The following is a 17,337-nucleotide window of genomic DNA, read 5'->3' as shown; positions in this document are numbered from 1 at the left end:
TCTTCAGCAACTGCAGCAGAAACTTCAGTGAAACGTATTGAAGATTCTGGCTTGATCAGTAAAGACGGTAAAACAGCATCTGCAGCTGATAACACCAGCAAAGGTGATAGTGCGAAAGCGAAAGGTAAAGATGCAACAGCTGTTGGCTATGGTTCAAATGCAAGTGGTGAAAACGGCACTGCGTTAGGCAATAACTCACAAGCGTCAGGTAAAAACTCAACAGCTGTGGGTCAAGGTGCTAAAGCTACTGCAAATAACTCTGTAGCACTTGGTCAAGGCTCTGTAGCAAATGAAGCAAATACTGTTTCTGTTGGTTCAGTCGGTAATGAACGTCGAATCACAAATGTCGCAGATCCAGTTCGTGGTACTGATGCAGCGAATAAACAATATGTTGATCGTTCTGTTGGTACAGTTCGTAGCGAATTGAAGAAAACCGATAAGAAACTTCGTGGTGGTATCGCAGGGGCAACTGCTGTAGCGAATATTCCACAAGTGACTAAATCAGGTGGTTCAATGGTTGGCCTTGGAGTAGGTAACTACAAAGGTGAAAGTGCTGTTGCCGTAGGTTACTCACGTGCGAGTGATAACAATAAAGTTATCTTCAAAGTGAGCGGAGCTGCAACAACTCAAGGTGATTACAATATTGGTGCCGGTGTAGGTTATCAATGGTAATAGCCAACTAACTTAGATAAATCACTCGGGAAGTAATACCCGAGTGATTTTTATTACTTAAATTATTTGAAAACAAATTTTTTTGATTTCACTTTTAGATTATTTAAATAATAAAGGAAGAGAGTTATGCGTAAATATAAAATTGGAATTACTTTTAACTTAGAAACAAATTCACCAGATATTTGGGCTAATGGAGCTAATCAAAATGTTATTTTTCTATATGATTTATTTAAGCGGTCAGAAATTGTTGAGGATGTAGTTTTAGTTTCTTGGGGAGCAACAAATACAACCACCCCTCCGAAAGGATTTATGTTAGATGGAATGGATCTTAAGTTTGCTTATGTTCATGATGTAATTGATACGTTGGATGTATTAATTGAAGGAACGATTAGCATCGAACCCGACCTGAGTAACAAAATGCATTCCCATGGAGGTAAAGTCGTTTGTTATAAGATGGGGCCTGATTATATTATGGATATTGAAAAGTTCATATTTAATCAACCTGCTGGCCGAGTATTTAATGGCTCTAAGTTTGATAGTCTTTGGCTAATTCCACAAAATGAAAATACTTGTCGCTCTTACTTTTCTATTATGTTTGAGTGTGATGCACATGTTGTTCCAGCAATTTGGGCACCTACATTTTGTGATATTGTAATTAAAAGGTTAAAAGAAAAGCATGGAATTGAATTTGGCTATAAGCCGAATAAAGATCGTAAAAAATGGCGAATTGCGAACTTTGAGCCAAATATTTTTATTTTCAAAAATTGTTTTACTCCTATTTTAATTGCAGAACAAGCTTATCGACAAGCTCCTGAGAAAATTGAACATGTTTATATAACAAACGTTTATCATAAAAAAGATCACCCTATTATGTTTAATTTTATTGGGCGGACAAAGATGTTGCGAGATCGGGTTTTAAGCGTAGAAGGGCGTTATCAAATGCCAGATTTCTTGGCTCGTTATACGGATATAGTTCTTGCTCATCAATGGGAAAATGGCTTGAATTATGCTTATAATGATGCGTTATATGGTGGTTATCCATTTGTACATAATTCAACGCTATTACCTAAAGGCGTTGGATATTATTATGAGGGTTTTGATGCATTTCATGGTGCGGATGTGTTATTAAATGTGATTGATAATCATGATAAGAACTATAAGGCGTATCAAAAACGTGCAAACGCGTTTTTAGAAACTTTGTTACCAAGTAATCCTATCAATATTGCTATTTACGAGCGTGAAATTCAGCGCTTATTTGAAGAGTAATATGTAAGTGCGGTTATTTAATCGCACTTTTTATCATATATAAATAAGGTATGTAAAATGAAAAGACTGATTTTAACTGCTCTAGATGATAATAATAAAATATGGTTTGAGAATCTAATTCCTTTTATTCTCAGTTTACGAAGAACTAATTATAAAGGCGATATAGGCATCATTGATTATGGTTTATCTGAAGTTAAGAAAATATGTTTAAAAGAACATAATATTAAAATCTTTGATCCTAGTTATGGTTGTAAAGAGCTGTTATTAGATAGACATATTTCTGCAGCTGATATTGCACAGAATTATAACTATGACCAAATTGCAGTATACGACTGTGATATTTGGTTTCCTTCTCATCATCTAGATATATTTGAACAGATTAAAAATAAAAAGAATCTTTATGCAACTTATGATGCGTGGCGTTGTACTTTTTTAGATAACTGTGTTGAATCCGAATCTAAAAAAACAGTTAGTGCCAAGATAGATGCTGTGGTTTCGAAAAATGGATATGTATGGCAAGTAGGATTAATATTAGGGAGCACGGAAGCTTGGTTGCTATATAAACAGTATATTGAAGAACAACTGAATATCAAAAATTATCTAAAACCTATTTATGGTGTTGATACTACTTTATTCAATTTATATGCACTGGATTCTGAAAAAGTAAGATTTATCCATCAAAAATATAATTGCCCGCCTGTTTGGGGAATTGAATTAAAACATGATGAGGGTAATTTGGCCCCTTTGGTTAAAGGGAAAATCATTCAAGGGATACATATAACAAGAAATCATCGTAATGATAAGATGTTAGCTTATCCTTATGTATTTGAAAGTTATTATCATCAGGAAGGAAAGAAATTTAACCTGAGAGAAAATAAGACGTTTAATATAATTAAGTCTTCTTTAACGTGTTATCCTCCAGCTAACGAAAATCTCACATTAGAATTAACTCAAGCAAATGCAAATGGAGGACATTTTTCAAGCACTATATCTCAATCCAATGACGTATATAAAACAGGTTGTTTAATGATAGCTGTGTCAGGAGATAGTTCATTTACACTAAAAAATACGCACAATCATTCTGTAAGATTAGTATTTTTCTGTGAAAAAATAATTGGTTTTGGATCATGTCTTTCAACATATTTTATTCGTGAGAATGGATATAAGTTTTCTCCTGAATTACAATCACTTTATTATGTTGATTTAGTATCAAATGAAGAAATTCAATTTTGCACTAAAGAGCTAGATGTTGAAGGTAAGCGTATTCGCTGGGTTTTTGATAACTTGCGTTTAATTTAGATATTTTTGCCAAGATTCAGTAAAAATAAACTTCTTTTACTATGCCATGTGATTGTCAGTCTTTCGCTTCGCATGCCTATTACGAGACATGTGAAGCATTAGCCCTTATAGGGTAGTAGTATTAGAACCGCACGTTTTGTGTGCGGTTTGTTATTCAATTTATAATTCTTGCCATAAATCGTTAAGCTCTTTTTCATATTTTAATTTTAAACTAATAAAATCTATCTTTTCATCCTCTGAAAGTAAATTATAGCATTTCATTACATACCCATAAATATCATCTACATATTTTTTTAATCCAGGTAGTAATTCATTATTGAGTTTCATATTTTTTATTTCAGTTATTACATCAGATAGATTTTGAAATAGGCTTACTTGATTTTTGGCAGTTACGGCTGAGCTAGTTGAACCATTTCTTTCTCTTCTATACATATAAAAGCAATTTTGAAATATAGCATAATCTTTAATATGTTTAACCAGTGAGAAGCTCCAAGGGATATCTTCAAAATTTCGACCTTTTATGAAAAATAGGTGGTTTTGTAAAATTAATTCTCTTTTTATTGTTTTTGTAACGGGGAACCCAAGATAAACTCTATCTTGATAAAGGCCTTGAAAGTCTTCTTTAAAAGAACCTATTATTTTATCTCGGTTCATGTAATGGTTCACAATTTTGTCAGGATAAATACTGCTCATATAATTAAAGATAATATCGGGATTATTTTCAGTAATGATATTTTGTAAATCAGATAGAATAGTTCTCCCTTCCCAATAATCATCACTATCTAAAAACATCAAATACTCTCCTCGGGCAATTTGAATGCCAGCATTTCTTGCATCAGATACTCCACCATTAATTTTATGGATAACAACAATATTAGAATATTGTTTAGCATATTTGATGCAAATATCAATAGAATTATCTGGAGAACCATCATCAACAAGAATGAGTTCATAATTGGAGTAATCTTGTGCTAATACAGATTCAATACATTGAATTAGGTAATGCTCAACATCATAGATAGGTACTATAATACTAAATAGGGGATTTTCTATTTTGGGCTGTGATCTTTTTTGAGGCAATTCACCTAATAAATAACAAGCTTGGGCTATGTTTTTAGGATCATGAAATGCAGTGAATTGATCAGCAAGCCAGTAGGGTTTCGTTTCATTTAAAAGTACAGTCAATTTTTTTGCCACATCTTTGCGGATCAGGTAAAGAGAACAACCATAGTTATATTGGTCAGTATCGCTATAAATTATGGCATAGGGTTCATCACCTGCTTGAAATAAGCGCTCTCCAGAATGATGAGTGCCATCATGCTGTAATTTGATAATTCCGTAAGAGGAATATTTATTGGCATAATGGATAGTATGCTGAATGAAGTTTTCAACAGGTTGTATTTCACTTTCAGCAATTAAAGCAAAATCATCATCTTGTAGCTGTTCATTTTCAGCAATCGCTTTCCAGCACTGAATATGAGATAGCGTGTGGGCGATTTCTTTGTTCTTGGGAGTACGATTAAGTAGTTCTTCCGCTTTATTTAAATTAAATAAGGCTGAAGAATGACCGAGTAAGCTAACATGTTCCTTAGTTACAGCAGGAATAGGAACAACATGAGAGTCAGAGGTGCATTGTAAAAAATGACTCAGTCTCTCTATTTTTTCAGAAGCATAAATCACATAACAGGTTAGTTTTTCCATTTTCTTGATTACCCTTTATTTTTCGTAGTAGTTGCTTTTAACGCCATATACCCCACAATCGCCGAAACAGTAGAACCTAATAAGATCCCTAAGCGAGAAAGGGAGTTAATGCTTTCACCTGCATCGGCATTGAAGGCTAGGCTTGCTAAGAACATCGACATGGTGAAGCCGATACCACACAAAATTGCTACGGCAAAAATTTGTTTGAAGTTGATGCCTTGTGGAAGTTTTGCAATGCCAAGTTTAACGGAAAGATAACTGAAACCAAATACACCCAGAGGTTTTCCGATAATTAAGCCAAGAGAAATCGCGAGCAATAATGGTGATGTCACCATGCTGAGATCAATACCATCAAAGCTTACCCCCGCATTGGCAAATGCAAATAATGGCAGGATAACAAAGGATGACCACGGCGCAAGAATGTGCTCAAAGTCATGTAACGGTGTTTCGCCATTTTTACCTTTTAATGGAATACAAAATCCGATGATAACGCCAGCAAGGGTAGCATGCACGCCTGATTTTAATACCGAAGCCCATAAGATTGTTCCCACTACTATATAGGCACAAAGTGCGGTCACTTTAAAGCGATTTAATGCGATAACTACAACAATAGCAACTGCAGCAAAGATGAGTGCTTGTACACTTAATCCGTGTGAGAAAAACAGTGCAATAACGACAATGGCGCCTAAGTCATCAATAATGGCTAAAGCAAGTAAGAAGATTTTTAGTGGGAGTGGCACTTGTTTACTTAATAACGCCATGATTCCAAGTGCAAAGGCAATGTCTGTTGCCATTGGAATAGCCCAGCCATCGGCTAAAGCGGGATCGTGTTGGGCGATAAATACATAAACTAATGCAGGAATGATCATCCCCCCCACCGCTGCAATAGCAGGGAAAACGGCTTGTTGATAGCTTGAAAGGGAGCCCTCAAATAATTCTCTTTTGACTTCCATTCCCACTAAAACAAAGAATACCGCCATAAAACCATCGTTGATCCAGTGAATTAAGGTTTTATCGATAGAAAAAGTCCCTACTTGAATGCTGACTGGTAAGTTTAAAAAGTCATTATAGGTTTGATTAAGCGGTGAGTTGGCTAATAGCATTGCGACTACCGCTGAGAAAAGTAATAAAATTCCGCCAGCTGATTCTAATTTTAAAAAACGCTGAATTTGTTGAGTCAAACTAAGTTTATTCATTCATCCTCTCCTAAAAATATAATAAAAAATAACAAAGTTTGGATACTATCATAAAATTTCTAACTTTTGGGGAATACCGTCAGTAAATATGGATTTTAGTGGGGCAATTTATTTGATTAAAATTATGATTTATCCATATTTTCCATTTCTACGTTTGGAGTTAAGGGGTATTTAGAGTAAAATTCGGCAATTTATTTTATTTGTCGAGACTACCTATGTTTTCAAAAAAAGATATCATCGTATTAGGTATGATGGTTTTTGCCCTGTTTTTGGGCGCAGGAAATATTATTTTTCCTCCGATGGAAGGTTACACCGCAGGTAACCATTGGGCAACAGCCTCTATGGGATTTGTTGTAACGGGCGTATTAATGCCGTTTATTACCTTAGTCGTTGTGTCTGTGTTAGGACGCGGTGAAGAGCTAACCAAGGATTTGCCTAATTGGGCTGGCGTAGCCTTTTTAACGATTCTTTATTTAGTGATCGGTTCAACCTTTGCCATGCCTCGAATTACCAACGTGGCTTATGAAATGGCGTGGCTACCATTGGGGCTTTTTGAAGACAGCGAGACGGCACGTCTGATTTTTTCTGTGCTTTTTAATATTATCGCGATGGGATTCATGATTCGTCCGAGCACAATTATTTCAACGGTGGGTGAAGTAATGACCCCGGCATTGTTGGTGTTATTGGTGGTTGTCGGTATTACCGTTTTTGTTTCACCACTTTCTGATATTGTTGCGCCTTCACAGGCTTATGCAGAGAATTCAGCATTAACCACAGGTTTAATTAGTGGCTATCAAACCATGGATTTACTGGCAGCGATTGCATTTGGTGGCATTGTTGCACGTGCATTGGCTGCAAAAAATGTGACGAATCCACAAAAGATTGTTAAATATACGATTTCAGCCGGTTTGGTATCAGTTATCTTATTAGGTTGCTTATATTTTTCTTTATTCTACTTAGGGGCGACTTCTGATGCGGTGGCACAAGGTGCAACAAATGGTGGACAAATCTTCTCTCGTTATGTGAACAGTTTATTTGGTTCTGCGGGAACGTGGATTATGGCAGGGATTATTACTTTAGCAAGCTTAACCACATTAGTGGGCGTAACCAGTGCTTGTGGTGATTATTTCTCTAAGTTTTCGACACGTTTTTCTTATCCATTCTGGATTGTTTTCTTCACAGTAATGACGACAATCATTTCACAGTATGGACTAACAAAATTACTCCGTGTCACGATTCCAGCATTATTCTTGATTTATCCGATGGCAATTATGTTGGTGGTTTTACAGCTTGTGCGTAATAAACTGCCTTCTATTCGATTGAGCTATTACACCACTATTTTTGTGACGGTTTGTTTTAGTTTGATTGATAGCTTGAAAAACTTAGATATGTTGCCGGAAGGCTTACATCAAATCATGACGCATTTCCCGCTCTATTCACAAGGGCTCGCGTGGCTTGTGCCCGCATTATGTACTTTAGTGCTTTCCATGATATTTGGAAAAAACATTTTAAAATAACAAAAATGCCGACAGTGATTTGTCGGCATTTTTTATATTAAAGTGCGGTCATTTTTTCACGCGTTTTTAGGCTGCAAGACGTTGTCTCACAATTTCAAATAAACATACGCCAGTCGCAACGGAAACATTCAGAGATGAAACAGAGCCCGCCATTGGAATACTAATGAGTTGATCACAATGCTCACGGGTAAGACGACGCATGCCTTCACCTTCGGCTCCCATCACTAAGGCAAGAGAACCCGTGAGTTTACTTTGATAAATGGTTTCTGTTGCTTCGCCAGCCGTACCTACTACCCAAATATTATGATTTTGTTGTAGATCTCGCAAAGTGCGCGCTAAGTTAGTAACACGAATTAATGGTACGGTCTCCGCAGCACCGCAAGCCACTTTACGTGCAATAGAAGTGAGTTGAGCAGATTTATCTTTTGGCACAATAACAGCACTCACACCGGCAGCATCCGCAGTACGTAAACAGGCTCCCAGGTTATGGGGATCCGTCACGCCATCAAGCACTAATAAAAGTGGATTTTGTTTACGAGTAAGAAGTTCATCCAGATCATGTTCATTTAGCTCTTTCGCTTCTTGCACACGCGCAATCACACCTTGATGCACTTCACCATTGGATTTTTTATCTAATGTTTGACGATTAACAAATTGCACCGCAATGCCTAAAGCATAGAGCTCATTGAGTAAGGGTTGTAGGCGTTTATCTTCACGGCCTTTCAGCACAAATACTTCAATTAAACGCTCAGGGCTATTTGCTAAAATGCTGTTTACAGCATGGATACCATAGATATTTTCTGACATAGGGTTCTCTTATTTATTATTTCTTCCGCTTTCTCGTCGGTTTCTTAGAAACGTCTTTATTTTTGACCGCACTTTTACGTTTCTTTGACGCTTTAGGTGGCAGTTCCTTAAAGACTTTTTTCGCTTTTTGTTTCGCTGTTTTTCCTACGCGACGTGGTTTTCTGGCACTTTCGATTAAACTGAAATCCACCATTTTTTGTTCTAAATGAACGGCGACCACGCGAATTTTGACTTTATCGCCAAGGCGGTAGATCATACCACTATTTTCACCGATTAAACGTTGTTTTGCCGCATCAAATTGATAGTAGTCGTTATCTAAAGTAGAAATATGGACTAAGCCGTCAATGAATAACTCATCCAAACGTACGAATAAGCCAAATCCCGTTACAGATGAGATCACTCCGCTAAATTCAGCACCCACGTGATCTTGCATATATTCACATTTCAGCCAATCTGCTACTTCGCGAGTAGCATCATCGGCACGGCGTTCTGTCATCGAGCAGTGATCGCCTAACAAATCCATTTCATCAAAGGAATAGTGATAGCCGCCAGTATCTGTGGTTTTACGTTTAGCGCCTTTTTCTTTCGCTAATAAATACTTAATCCCACGATGAAGGGTTAAATCCGGATAGCGGCGAATCGGGGAAGTAAAGTGTGCATATTCCTCTAAAGCCAAACCAAAGTGACCGATATTATCCGCATGATAAACCGCTTGGCTTAATGAACGAAGTAACATAGTTTGAATGAGTTCGTGATCCGGGCGATCTTTCACTTGCTCTAACAATTTCGCATAATCTTTTGTGGTCGGTTTTATGCCGCCTTCAAGGCTTAAACCGCATTCACTTAAGAATGCACGGAAAGACGTCAGTTTTTCTTCACTCGGAGTGGCATGAATACGATAGAGTGCTGGCTCCTTATGTTTTTCCATAAAGTTTGCCGCTGCAATATTCGCAAGAATCATGCATTCTTCAATGATTTTGTGAGCATCATTTCGCACAACAGGTTCAATACGATCAATTCGTCCCATGGCATTGAAAATAAATTTGGTCTCAATGGTTTCAAAATCGATAGCACCACGTTGTTTGCGTGCATTGAGTAACGCTTGATAGAGATGATGCAATTCTTCTAAATGTGGAGCAAGTCCTTGATAACGCGTGCGGAGCTCATCATCGCCGTCTAAAATCGCCGCAACTTTCGTATAGGTTAAACGTGCATGAGAGTTCATGACCGCTTCATAAAAACGATAGTCCGTGAGTTTACCTTTGGCGGAGACGTGCATTTCACACACCATACACAAACGATCCACTTGTGGATTCAGTGAACACAATCCGTTTGATAAAATCTCTGGCAGCATTGGTACGACACGATTTGGGAAGTAAACGGAGTTGCCTCGGTTATAAGCTTCAGTATCTAATGCAGAACGTAAACGCACATAATAGCTGACATCGGCAATCGCCACCCAAAGTTTCCAACCTTTACCGCTTTTTTCGCAATATACGGCATCATCAAAATCGCGTGCATCTTCGCCATCAATGGTCACCAGTGGCAGATTGCGTAAATCTACACGGCCTTTTTTTGCTTCTTCAGGCACTTCTTCCGTGAATTTTTTAACGTATTTTTCGACCGCACTTGGGAATTGGTGAGGAATGTCATGATTACGAAGAGCAATCTCCACTTCCATCCCTTTTGCCATATTGTCACCCAGAATTTCGGTGATGATGCCAACTGGTTGAGTAAAGGAGGCAGAGCGTTCTTGCAATTCAACCACGACAACTTGTCCCATTCGGGCACCATTTCGGTGTTCATTAGGGACTAAGATATCTCGTCCAATACGACTGTCATCAGGCACCACATAGCTAAAGCCATTTTCTAAGAAGAAACGGCCGACAATTTGTTTTTTACGACTTTCAAGTACGCGAACAATACGGACTTCGCGACGACCACGGCGATCTAAGCCTGCAGGTTGGGCTAATACAAAATCACCATGCATTACACGTTGCATTTGGTGATTAGGAATAAAGAGATCCTCTTTTTTACCTTCGACTTGTAAAAAGCCATAGCCTTCGCGATGGCCGATGACCATGCCTTTGAATAAATCTAATTTTTCAGGCAAGGCATAGCGTTTACGTTTAGTGAAAACTAATTGTCCATCATTCTCCATGGCACGCAAGCGACGACGCATGGCTTCTTGTTGTTCGTCACTTTTAATTGAAAGTGCGGTCAGAATTTCTTCCCGACTCATCGGGGCATTATTTTCACGAATAATTTGCAGAATGTAGTCTCTGCTTGGGATCGGATTACCGTATTTGGCTAATTCTTTTTGATAATTTGGATCCGATTTTTTAAAAGATTTTTTGGTCATTTATTGTTTATTTTATGATTAATTTTTAAGTTGTGAGGTAGTTTACAGGTTAAAGGGGGGAATGCAAGCTTGTTGTCAGACGTTTGTGGCAGGACGGTTTACGGCAAACAAAAACCGCACCAAAGTGCGGTTTTATTTTTAAGCTGTTTTAATGCTTTAATTACGCTAATTTTTTGATTTGAGCAGCTAATTTAGCTTTGTGGTTTGCTGCTTTGTTAGCGTGGATTAAGCCTTTAGAAGCCATACGGTCAACAACTTTTTGCATTTCAACGAATGCTGCTTCAGCTGCTGCTTTTTCACCTGCTGCTACTTGAGCATATACTTTTTTGATGTAAGTACGCATCATAGAGCGTTGGCTTGCGTTGTGTTGGCGGCGTTTTTCAGATTGAACCGCACGTTTTTTTGCTGACTTGATATTAGCCAAGGTCAAACTCCTAAAATTTCTGTTAGATGATTATGACAAAATAAGGGCGTAGAATATGCCGATTTTTTATACTTTTGTCAATGAATAATTTGTGTTGATTTCGGTGAGACACAACCGAAAGTAAGCATCGTTATTTAAAAAAAGCGCTTTCTATTGGCTCACACAAACGATGTGAGCAGGATTTTATCAGTTTTTTTTGTTGGAATATAGCGTAAAAACAAAAATTCTATACAATTAAGGCAAATTTTTTTGAAGAGACCCCTATTTTGAGTAAACGACTTTTAAAATCCGGCATTATCGTGAGTGGGATGACATTAGTGTCCCGTGTGTTAGGTCTGGTCCGCGATGTGGTAATAGCACATTTAATCGGTGCAGGCGCGGCGGCAGACGTATTTTTATTCGCTAACCGTATCCCAAACTTTTTACGTCGTTTATTTGCGGAAGGGGCATTTTCTCAGGCTTTCGTCCCTGTGTTAGCCGAATATCAAAAATCGGGCGATCTTTCTAAAACCCGTGAATTTATCGGGAAAGTGTCGGGTACACTGGGCGGATTAGTTAGTGTCGTCACCTTGCTTGCCATGGTGGGATCACCTGTTGTGGCGGCGATCTTCGGGATGGGGTGGTTTACCGATTGGCTAAATGACGGACCGGATGCGCACAAGTTTGAACAAGCGTCTTTACTCTTAAAAATTACGTTTCCTTATTTATGGTTTGTCACCTTTGTGGCACTTTCAGGCGCGATTTTAAATACGATAGGCAAATTTGGCGTGATGTCGTTTTCGCCTGTTTTGCTCAATATCGCCATGATTGCGACCGCACTTTTCCTTGCACCAAGATTAGACAATCCTGATCTTGCCCTTGCTATCGGGATCTTCTTAGGCGGTTTATTACAATTTTTATTCCAAATCCCTTTCTTGAAGAAAGCAGGTTTGCTCGTAAAACCAAAATGGGCATGGCATGATGAAGGGGTAGCCAAAATTCGTCGATTGATGATTCCGGCTTTATTTGGGGTTTCTGTAAGTCAAATTAACTTGTTGCTTGATACGGTCATTGCCAGTTTCTTAATGACGGGTTCTATTAGTTGGCTTTATTATTCTGATCGTCTATTAGAGTTTCCACTTGGTTTATTTGGTATTGCGATTTCCACTGTGATTTTACCAACGCTTGCTCGCCATCATGTAAATCGCGAAGATAATTCTTCCCAAAGTGCGGTTGATTTTCGCAACACCATGGACTGGGGCGTACGAATGATTTTATTACTCGGCGTGCCAGCCGCGATTGGTATTGCCGTGTTAGCCCAACCGATGTTACTGGTATTGTTTATGCGTGGCAGTTTTACCTTAACCGATGTGCATGCAGCCTCTTATTCTTTATGGGCATTCAATGCTGGTTTGCTTAGCTTTATGCTGATTAAGATCCTAGCTAATGGCTATTACGCACGTCAAGATACCAAAACGCCCGTGAAAATCGGGATCATCGCCATGGTGAGCAATATGGGCTTTAATGTGTTGGCGATTCCATTTAGTTATGTAGGGTTGGCGATTGCTTCTGCCATGTCAGCAACCTTAAATGCTTATTTGCTTTATCGTGGGTTAGCTAAAGAGGATGTATACCATTTTTCACGTAAAAGTGCGGTCTTTTTTCTGAAAGTTTTAGGCGCAGCCTTAGCCATGGGCGGTTTGGTTTGGTATAACTGCCCGTCGATTCAAGAATGGGCAGACATGACATTTTTAATGCGAATCTATTGGTTGGTTTGGTTAATTGGACTGGCTGCGGTCGTTTATTTAGGCGTATTGGTGCTCTTGGGTGTTCGTAAACACCATTTACTGACAAAACATTAAGTTACCGCTATAATGCACCGATTATTTTTCGTTTTTTGGAATAAGATGTAATGCAATTAATTCGTGGGCTTCATAATTCACAGCCATATTTGTCAGGGTGCGCATTAACCATTGGCAATTTTGATGGGGTGCATTTGGGGCATCAGGCGATTTTGCGTCATCTTCGTCAGAAAGCGAATGCGCTGAATTTACCCATGGCGGTGATGCTTTTTGAGCCGCAACCGCGCGAATATTTTATGGGCGACAAAGCCCCTGCGCGCTTAATGCGATTAAGAGATAAATTGCATTATTTGGCTCAGGCGGGGGTGGATGTGGTGATCGTCGCGAAATTTGACCGCACTTTCGCCAATCTTCCTGCAGAACAATTTATTGAAGATTGGCTTGTAGGCAAATTAAATGTGAAGTTTCTCAGCATTGGCGATGATTTCAAATTTGGTGCGAAACGTTTAGGCAATTTTGCGATGTTGCAACAAGCAGGAAAGCAGTTTGGTTTTGAAGTCGAAGACAGCCGAACCTTCTGTTTAGATGAGTTACGTATCAGTAGCACCGCTATCCGTGAAGCATTGGCTAAAGATGATTTACAGCATGCGGAAAATTTACTCGGTAAGCCTTATCGTATTTTTGGTCGTGTGATACACGGTAATAAATTAGGGCGAACCATTGGTTTTCCTACAGCGAATGTTCGCTTACATCGCCAAGTGAACCCAGTAAAAGGGGTTTATGCGGTGAAAGTGCGGTTAAAATCGGGCGAGATTTTTAACGGCGTCGCCAACATGGGAAAACGCCCAACCATTAACGGTACGATACAATTATTAGAAGTCCATTTATTTGATTTTTCTCGGAATATTTATGGGCAAATGGTCGAAGTGGAATTCAGCCATAAGATTCGCGATGAGATAAAGTTTCCTTCTTTTGAAGCGTTGAAAGCTCAAATAGAACAAGACGTAAAAACAGCGAAAGCATTTTTTGCAAGATAGAATTATATTGAAATATAAAATTGGAAAATAACATGACAGTTGATTACAAAAACACGTTAAATTTACCTGAAACAGGTTTCCCAATGCGTGGCGATCTAGCCAAACGCGAACCTGTAATGTTAAAAAATTGGTATGACAAACAGTTGTATCAAAAAATCCGCCAAGCGACGAAAGGTAAAAAATCCTTTATTTTGCACGATGGCCCTCCGTATGCGAACGGCAATATTCATATTGGTCACGCCGTTAATAAAATTCTGAAAGATATTATTGTTAAATCCAAAACCGCATTAGGTTTTGACTCGCCTTATATCCCAGGTTGGGACTGTCATGGCTTGCCAATTGAATTAAAAGTAGAAGGTTTAGTGGGTAAACCAAACGAGAAAGTGACTGCAGCTGAATTCCGCCAAAAATGCCGAGAATATGCGGCAGAGCAAGTAGAAGGGCAGAAAAAAGATTTTATCCGTTTAGGGGTGTTAGGCGATTGGGATAATCCTTATTTAACGATGAACTTCAACACTGAAGCAAACATCATCCGCACACTCGGTAAAGTGATTGCGAACGGCCATTTATACAAAGGTTCAAAACCAGTGCACTGGTGTTTGGATTGTGGATCTTCTTTAGCAGAAGCAGAAGTGGAATATGAAGACAAAGTTTCTCCATCTATCTATGTGCGTTTTCCTGCAGTAAGTGCGGTTGAAATTGAAGAGAAATTTAACGCAGTAGGCAAAGGCCATGGCAAATTATCTGCGGTGATTTGGACAACCACACCTTGGACAATGCCATCTAACCGTGCGATTGCGGTAAATGCAGACTTAGAATACAACTTAGTACAACTTGGCGATGAGCGTGTGATTTTAGCTGCTGAATTAGTTGAATCCGTAGCGAAAGCCGTGGGCGTAGAACAAGTTGAAGTTTTAGGTTCAGTAAAAGGTCAGGCGCTTGAGTTAGTACGCTTTAACCATCCGTTCTATGATTTCACTGTACCAGTGATTTTAGGTGATCACGTGACCACTGATGGCGGTACAGGTTTAGTACACACTGCACCGGATCATGGTTTGGACGACTTTATTGTAGGACAAAAATATAATTTACCAATGGCGGGTCTTGTATCGAATGACGGTAAATTTATTTCAACGACTGAATTCTTTGCAGGCAAAGGCGTATTTGAAGCCAATCCATTGGTTGTTGAAAAATTGCAAGAAGTGGGCAACTTATTAAAAGTTGAGAAAATCAAACACAGTTACCCACACTGCTGGCGTCACAAAACCCCGATTATTTTCCGCGCGACTCCGCAATGGTTTATCGGCATGGAAACACAGGGTCTACGCCAACAAGCATTAGGCGAAATCAAACAAGTTCGTTGGATTCCAGATTGGGGTCAAGCACGTATCGAGAAAATGGTTGAAAACCGCCCTGACTGGTGTATTTCCCGTCAACGTACTTGGGGTGTGCCGATGACCTTATTCGTGCACAAAGAAACCGAAGAACTTCATCCGCGTACTTTAGAGTTACTTGAAGAAGTGGCGAAACGTGTAGAGAAAGCTGGTATTCAAGCATGGTGGGATTTAGACGAAAAAGAATTATTAGGTGCGGACGCAGAAACCTATCGCAAAGTGCCTGATACCCTTGACGTATGGTTTGACTCAGGATCAACTTATTCTTCTGTTGTGGCGAATCGTTCGGAATTTAACGGCCAAGATATCGACATGTATTTAGAAGGTTCTGACCAACATCGTGGTTGGTTTATGTCTTCTTTAATGCTTTCTACAGCAACAGATAGCAAAGCACCATACAAACAAGTATTAACCCATGGTTTCACGGTGGATGGTCAAGGCCGTAAGATGTCAAAATCTATCGGTAACATCGTGACACCACAAGAAGTCATGGATAAATTCGGTGGCGACATTTTACGTTTATGGGTTGCATCTACCGACTATACCGGTGAAATGACCGTTTCTGATGAAATTTTAAAACGTGCCGCGGACAGCTATCGTCGTATTCGTAACACTGCGCGTTTCTTACTAGCTAACTTGAATGGTTTTGACCCGCAACGTGATGCCGTTAAACCGGAAGAAATGATTAGCTTAGATCGTTGGGCGGTAGCTTGTGCCTTAGATGCACAAAAAGAAATTAAAGACGCGTACGATAACTATCAATTCCACACAGTAGTACAACGTTTAATGCGTTTCTGTTCTGTGGAAATGGGTTCGTTCTACCTTGATATTATCAAAGACCGTCAATATACCACCAAAGCAGACAGTCTTGCGCGTCGTAGCTGCCAAACCGCGTTATGGCACATCGCGGAAGCTTTAGTACGTTGGATGGCACCAATCCTGTCATTTACGGCAGATGAAATTTGGGGTTACTTACCACAAACCGCGACTGCACGTGCAGAATTCGTCTTCACTGAAGAATTCTACGAAGGCTTATTTGGCTTAGGCGAGAATGAAAAATTAGATGATGCTTACTGGCAACAACTGATTAAAGTTCGTTCTGAAGTGAACCGTGTATTAGAAATCGCCCGTAACGACAAAGTGATCGGTGGTGGTTTAGAAGCTGAAGTAACCGTTTATGCTAACGATGAATATCGTGCATTATTAAAACAATTAGGCAATGAATTACGTTTCGTATTAATTACCTCAAAAGCGGAAGTGAAACCATTAGCGGACAAACCAGCAGATGTAGCTGCGGGTGAGTTAGAGGGAATTGCGGTAAGCGTAGCACGTTCTAACGGTGAAAAATGCCCACGTTGCTGGCATTATTCTGACAAAATCGGCGTAAACCCTGAACATCCTACTCTTTGTCCACGTTGTGTGGAAAACGTAGCGGGTAACGGCGAAGTACGTCAGTTCGCGTAAGCTTAAAATCATAAAGAAAAAGTGCGGTCGAAATGATCTGCACCCCAAAAGTTGGACTAAACAACCAACAATTGAGGTGCAGATTTTTTTATGGGTAAACACTACACAACAGAATTTAAATTACAGGTTCTTCAACCTATCCTAAAAGGGAAAATGAGCATTAGAGAGGCCGCTCGTTTTTACAATATCCCCTCTGACACATTAGTTGGAACCTGGTTGAAACGCTTTGAAAAAAGTGGCATAAAAGGACTTATTCCTTATAAACCATCAGGACGACCGCCAATGAAACCTAAATATGCCAGAATGCCTCCTCCACCTAAAACAGAAGAAGACCGCTTACGTCTGAGAATTTTACAGCTTGAAGCGGAGGTCGCTTACCTAAAGGAGTTGAGAAAGCTCAGACTTCAGGAGGAAGCC

The 17,337-nt window shown here is 39.2% G+C and carries 12 protein-coding genes and 2 pseudogenes; 9 read left to right on the top strand and 5 right to left on the bottom strand.

Translation table 11 applies throughout. The features are described from left to right. From A9500_RS04295 to A9500_RS10465, 3 genes are all read left to right on the top strand, one after another. On the top strand, positions 1-672 hold a 672-nt coding region (locus A9500_RS04295; RefSeq protein WP_257005672.1), incomplete at its 5' end, for a YadA-like family protein. 126 nt (positions 673-798) lie between these two features. Further along, positions 799-1,938 carry a DUF2827 family protein gene (locus A9500_RS04290; RefSeq protein WP_065244038.1) on the top strand — a complete coding sequence of 380 codons (1,140 nt, stop codon included), beginning with the start codon at positions 799-801 and terminating at the stop codon, positions 1,936-1,938. Positions 1,939-1,995: 57 nt separating this feature from the next. Then, positions 1,996-3,237 (top strand): hypothetical protein, encoded by a 1,242-nt coding sequence (locus tag A9500_RS10465; protein ID WP_083180301.1) that lies wholly within the window; start codon positions 1,996-1,998, stop codon positions 3,235-3,237. A 159-nt stretch (positions 3,238-3,396) separates the two neighbouring features. Here the strand turns inward: A9500_RS10465 and A9500_RS04280 are convergent, their stop codons facing one another. Both A9500_RS04280 and nhaA read right to left on the bottom strand, forming a co-directional pair. Continuing rightward, entirely contained in the window at positions 3,397-4,938 is a 1,542-nt protein-coding gene (locus A9500_RS04280) for a glycosyltransferase (protein WP_065244037.1), read from the bottom strand. A gap of 8 nt (positions 4,939-4,946) precedes the next feature. Continuing rightward, the gene (nhaA, locus tag A9500_RS04275) at positions 4,947-6,134 is read right to left on the bottom strand and encodes a Na+/H+ antiporter NhaA (RefSeq protein ID WP_065244036.1); all 1,188 of its coding nucleotides are present in this window, start codon (positions 6,132-6,134) and stop codon (positions 4,947-4,949) included. Between the two features lie 215 nt (positions 6,135-6,349). Here nhaA and brnQ point away from each other — a divergent pair, with 215 nt between their 5' ends. Continuing rightward, a complete protein-coding gene (brnQ, locus tag A9500_RS04270; RefSeq protein ID WP_065244035.1) occupies positions 6,350-7,651 on the top strand; it encodes a branched-chain amino acid transport system II carrier protein in 1,302 nt (433 codons plus the stop codon). 66 nt (positions 7,652-7,717) lie between these two features. On the opposite strand, the gene rlmB is transcribed toward brnQ, so the two are convergent. From rlmB to rpsT, 3 genes are all read right to left on the bottom strand, one after another. Next, complete coding sequence (gene rlmB, locus A9500_RS04265) at positions 7,718-8,458, bottom strand: 23S rRNA (guanosine(2251)-2'-O)-methyltransferase RlmB (protein ID WP_005698098.1); 741 nt, start codon at positions 8,456-8,458, stop codon at positions 7,718-7,720. 16 nt (positions 8,459-8,474) lie between these two features. Further along, the gene (gene rnr / locus A9500_RS04260) at positions 8,475-10,820 is read right to left on the bottom strand and encodes a ribonuclease R (protein ID WP_065244034.1); all 2,346 of its coding nucleotides are present in this window, start codon (positions 10,818-10,820) and stop codon (positions 8,475-8,477) included. A gap of 160 nt (positions 10,821-10,980) precedes the next feature. Then, entirely contained in the window at positions 10,981-11,244 is a 264-nt protein-coding gene (gene rpsT / locus A9500_RS04255; RefSeq protein ID WP_005695217.1) for a 30S ribosomal protein S20, read from the bottom strand. A 266-nt stretch (positions 11,245-11,510) separates the two neighbouring features. Between rpsT and murJ the strand changes: the two genes are divergently transcribed. The 5 genes and pseudogenes from murJ to A9500_RS10985 all read left to right on the top strand — a co-directional run. Continuing rightward, complete coding sequence (murJ, locus tag A9500_RS04250) at positions 11,511-13,085, top strand: murein biosynthesis integral membrane protein MurJ (protein ID WP_065244033.1); 1,575 nt, start codon at positions 11,511-11,513, stop codon at positions 13,083-13,085. 50 nt (positions 13,086-13,135) lie between these two features. Continuing rightward, complete coding sequence (ribF, locus tag A9500_RS04245) at positions 13,136-14,062, top strand: bifunctional riboflavin kinase/FAD synthetase (protein WP_065244032.1); 927 nt, start codon at positions 13,136-13,138, stop codon at positions 14,060-14,062. A gap of 32 nt (positions 14,063-14,094) precedes the next feature. Continuing rightward, complete coding sequence (ileS, locus tag A9500_RS04240; RefSeq protein WP_065244031.1) at positions 14,095-16,920, top strand: isoleucine--tRNA ligase; 2,826 nt, start codon at positions 14,095-14,097, stop codon at positions 16,918-16,920. A 90-nt stretch (positions 16,921-17,010) separates the two neighbouring features. Further along, positions 17,011-17,139 (top strand): annotated as a pseudogene (locus A9500_RS10990) (transposase); the annotation flags it as partial. Beyond that, positions 17,134-17,337, top strand: a pseudogene (locus A9500_RS10985) (IS3 family transposase); the annotation flags it as partial. The pseudogenes A9500_RS10990 and A9500_RS10985, both read left to right, overlap by 6 nt.

The sequence above is a fragment of the Haemophilus sp. CCUG 60358 genome (assembly GCF_001679485.1).
GTDB lineage: Bacteria > Pseudomonadota > Gammaproteobacteria > Enterobacterales > Pasteurellaceae > Haemophilus_D.
Note: the sequence above shows the minus strand (reverse complement) of the source record. Positions and strands in the feature narration are given on the sequence as shown.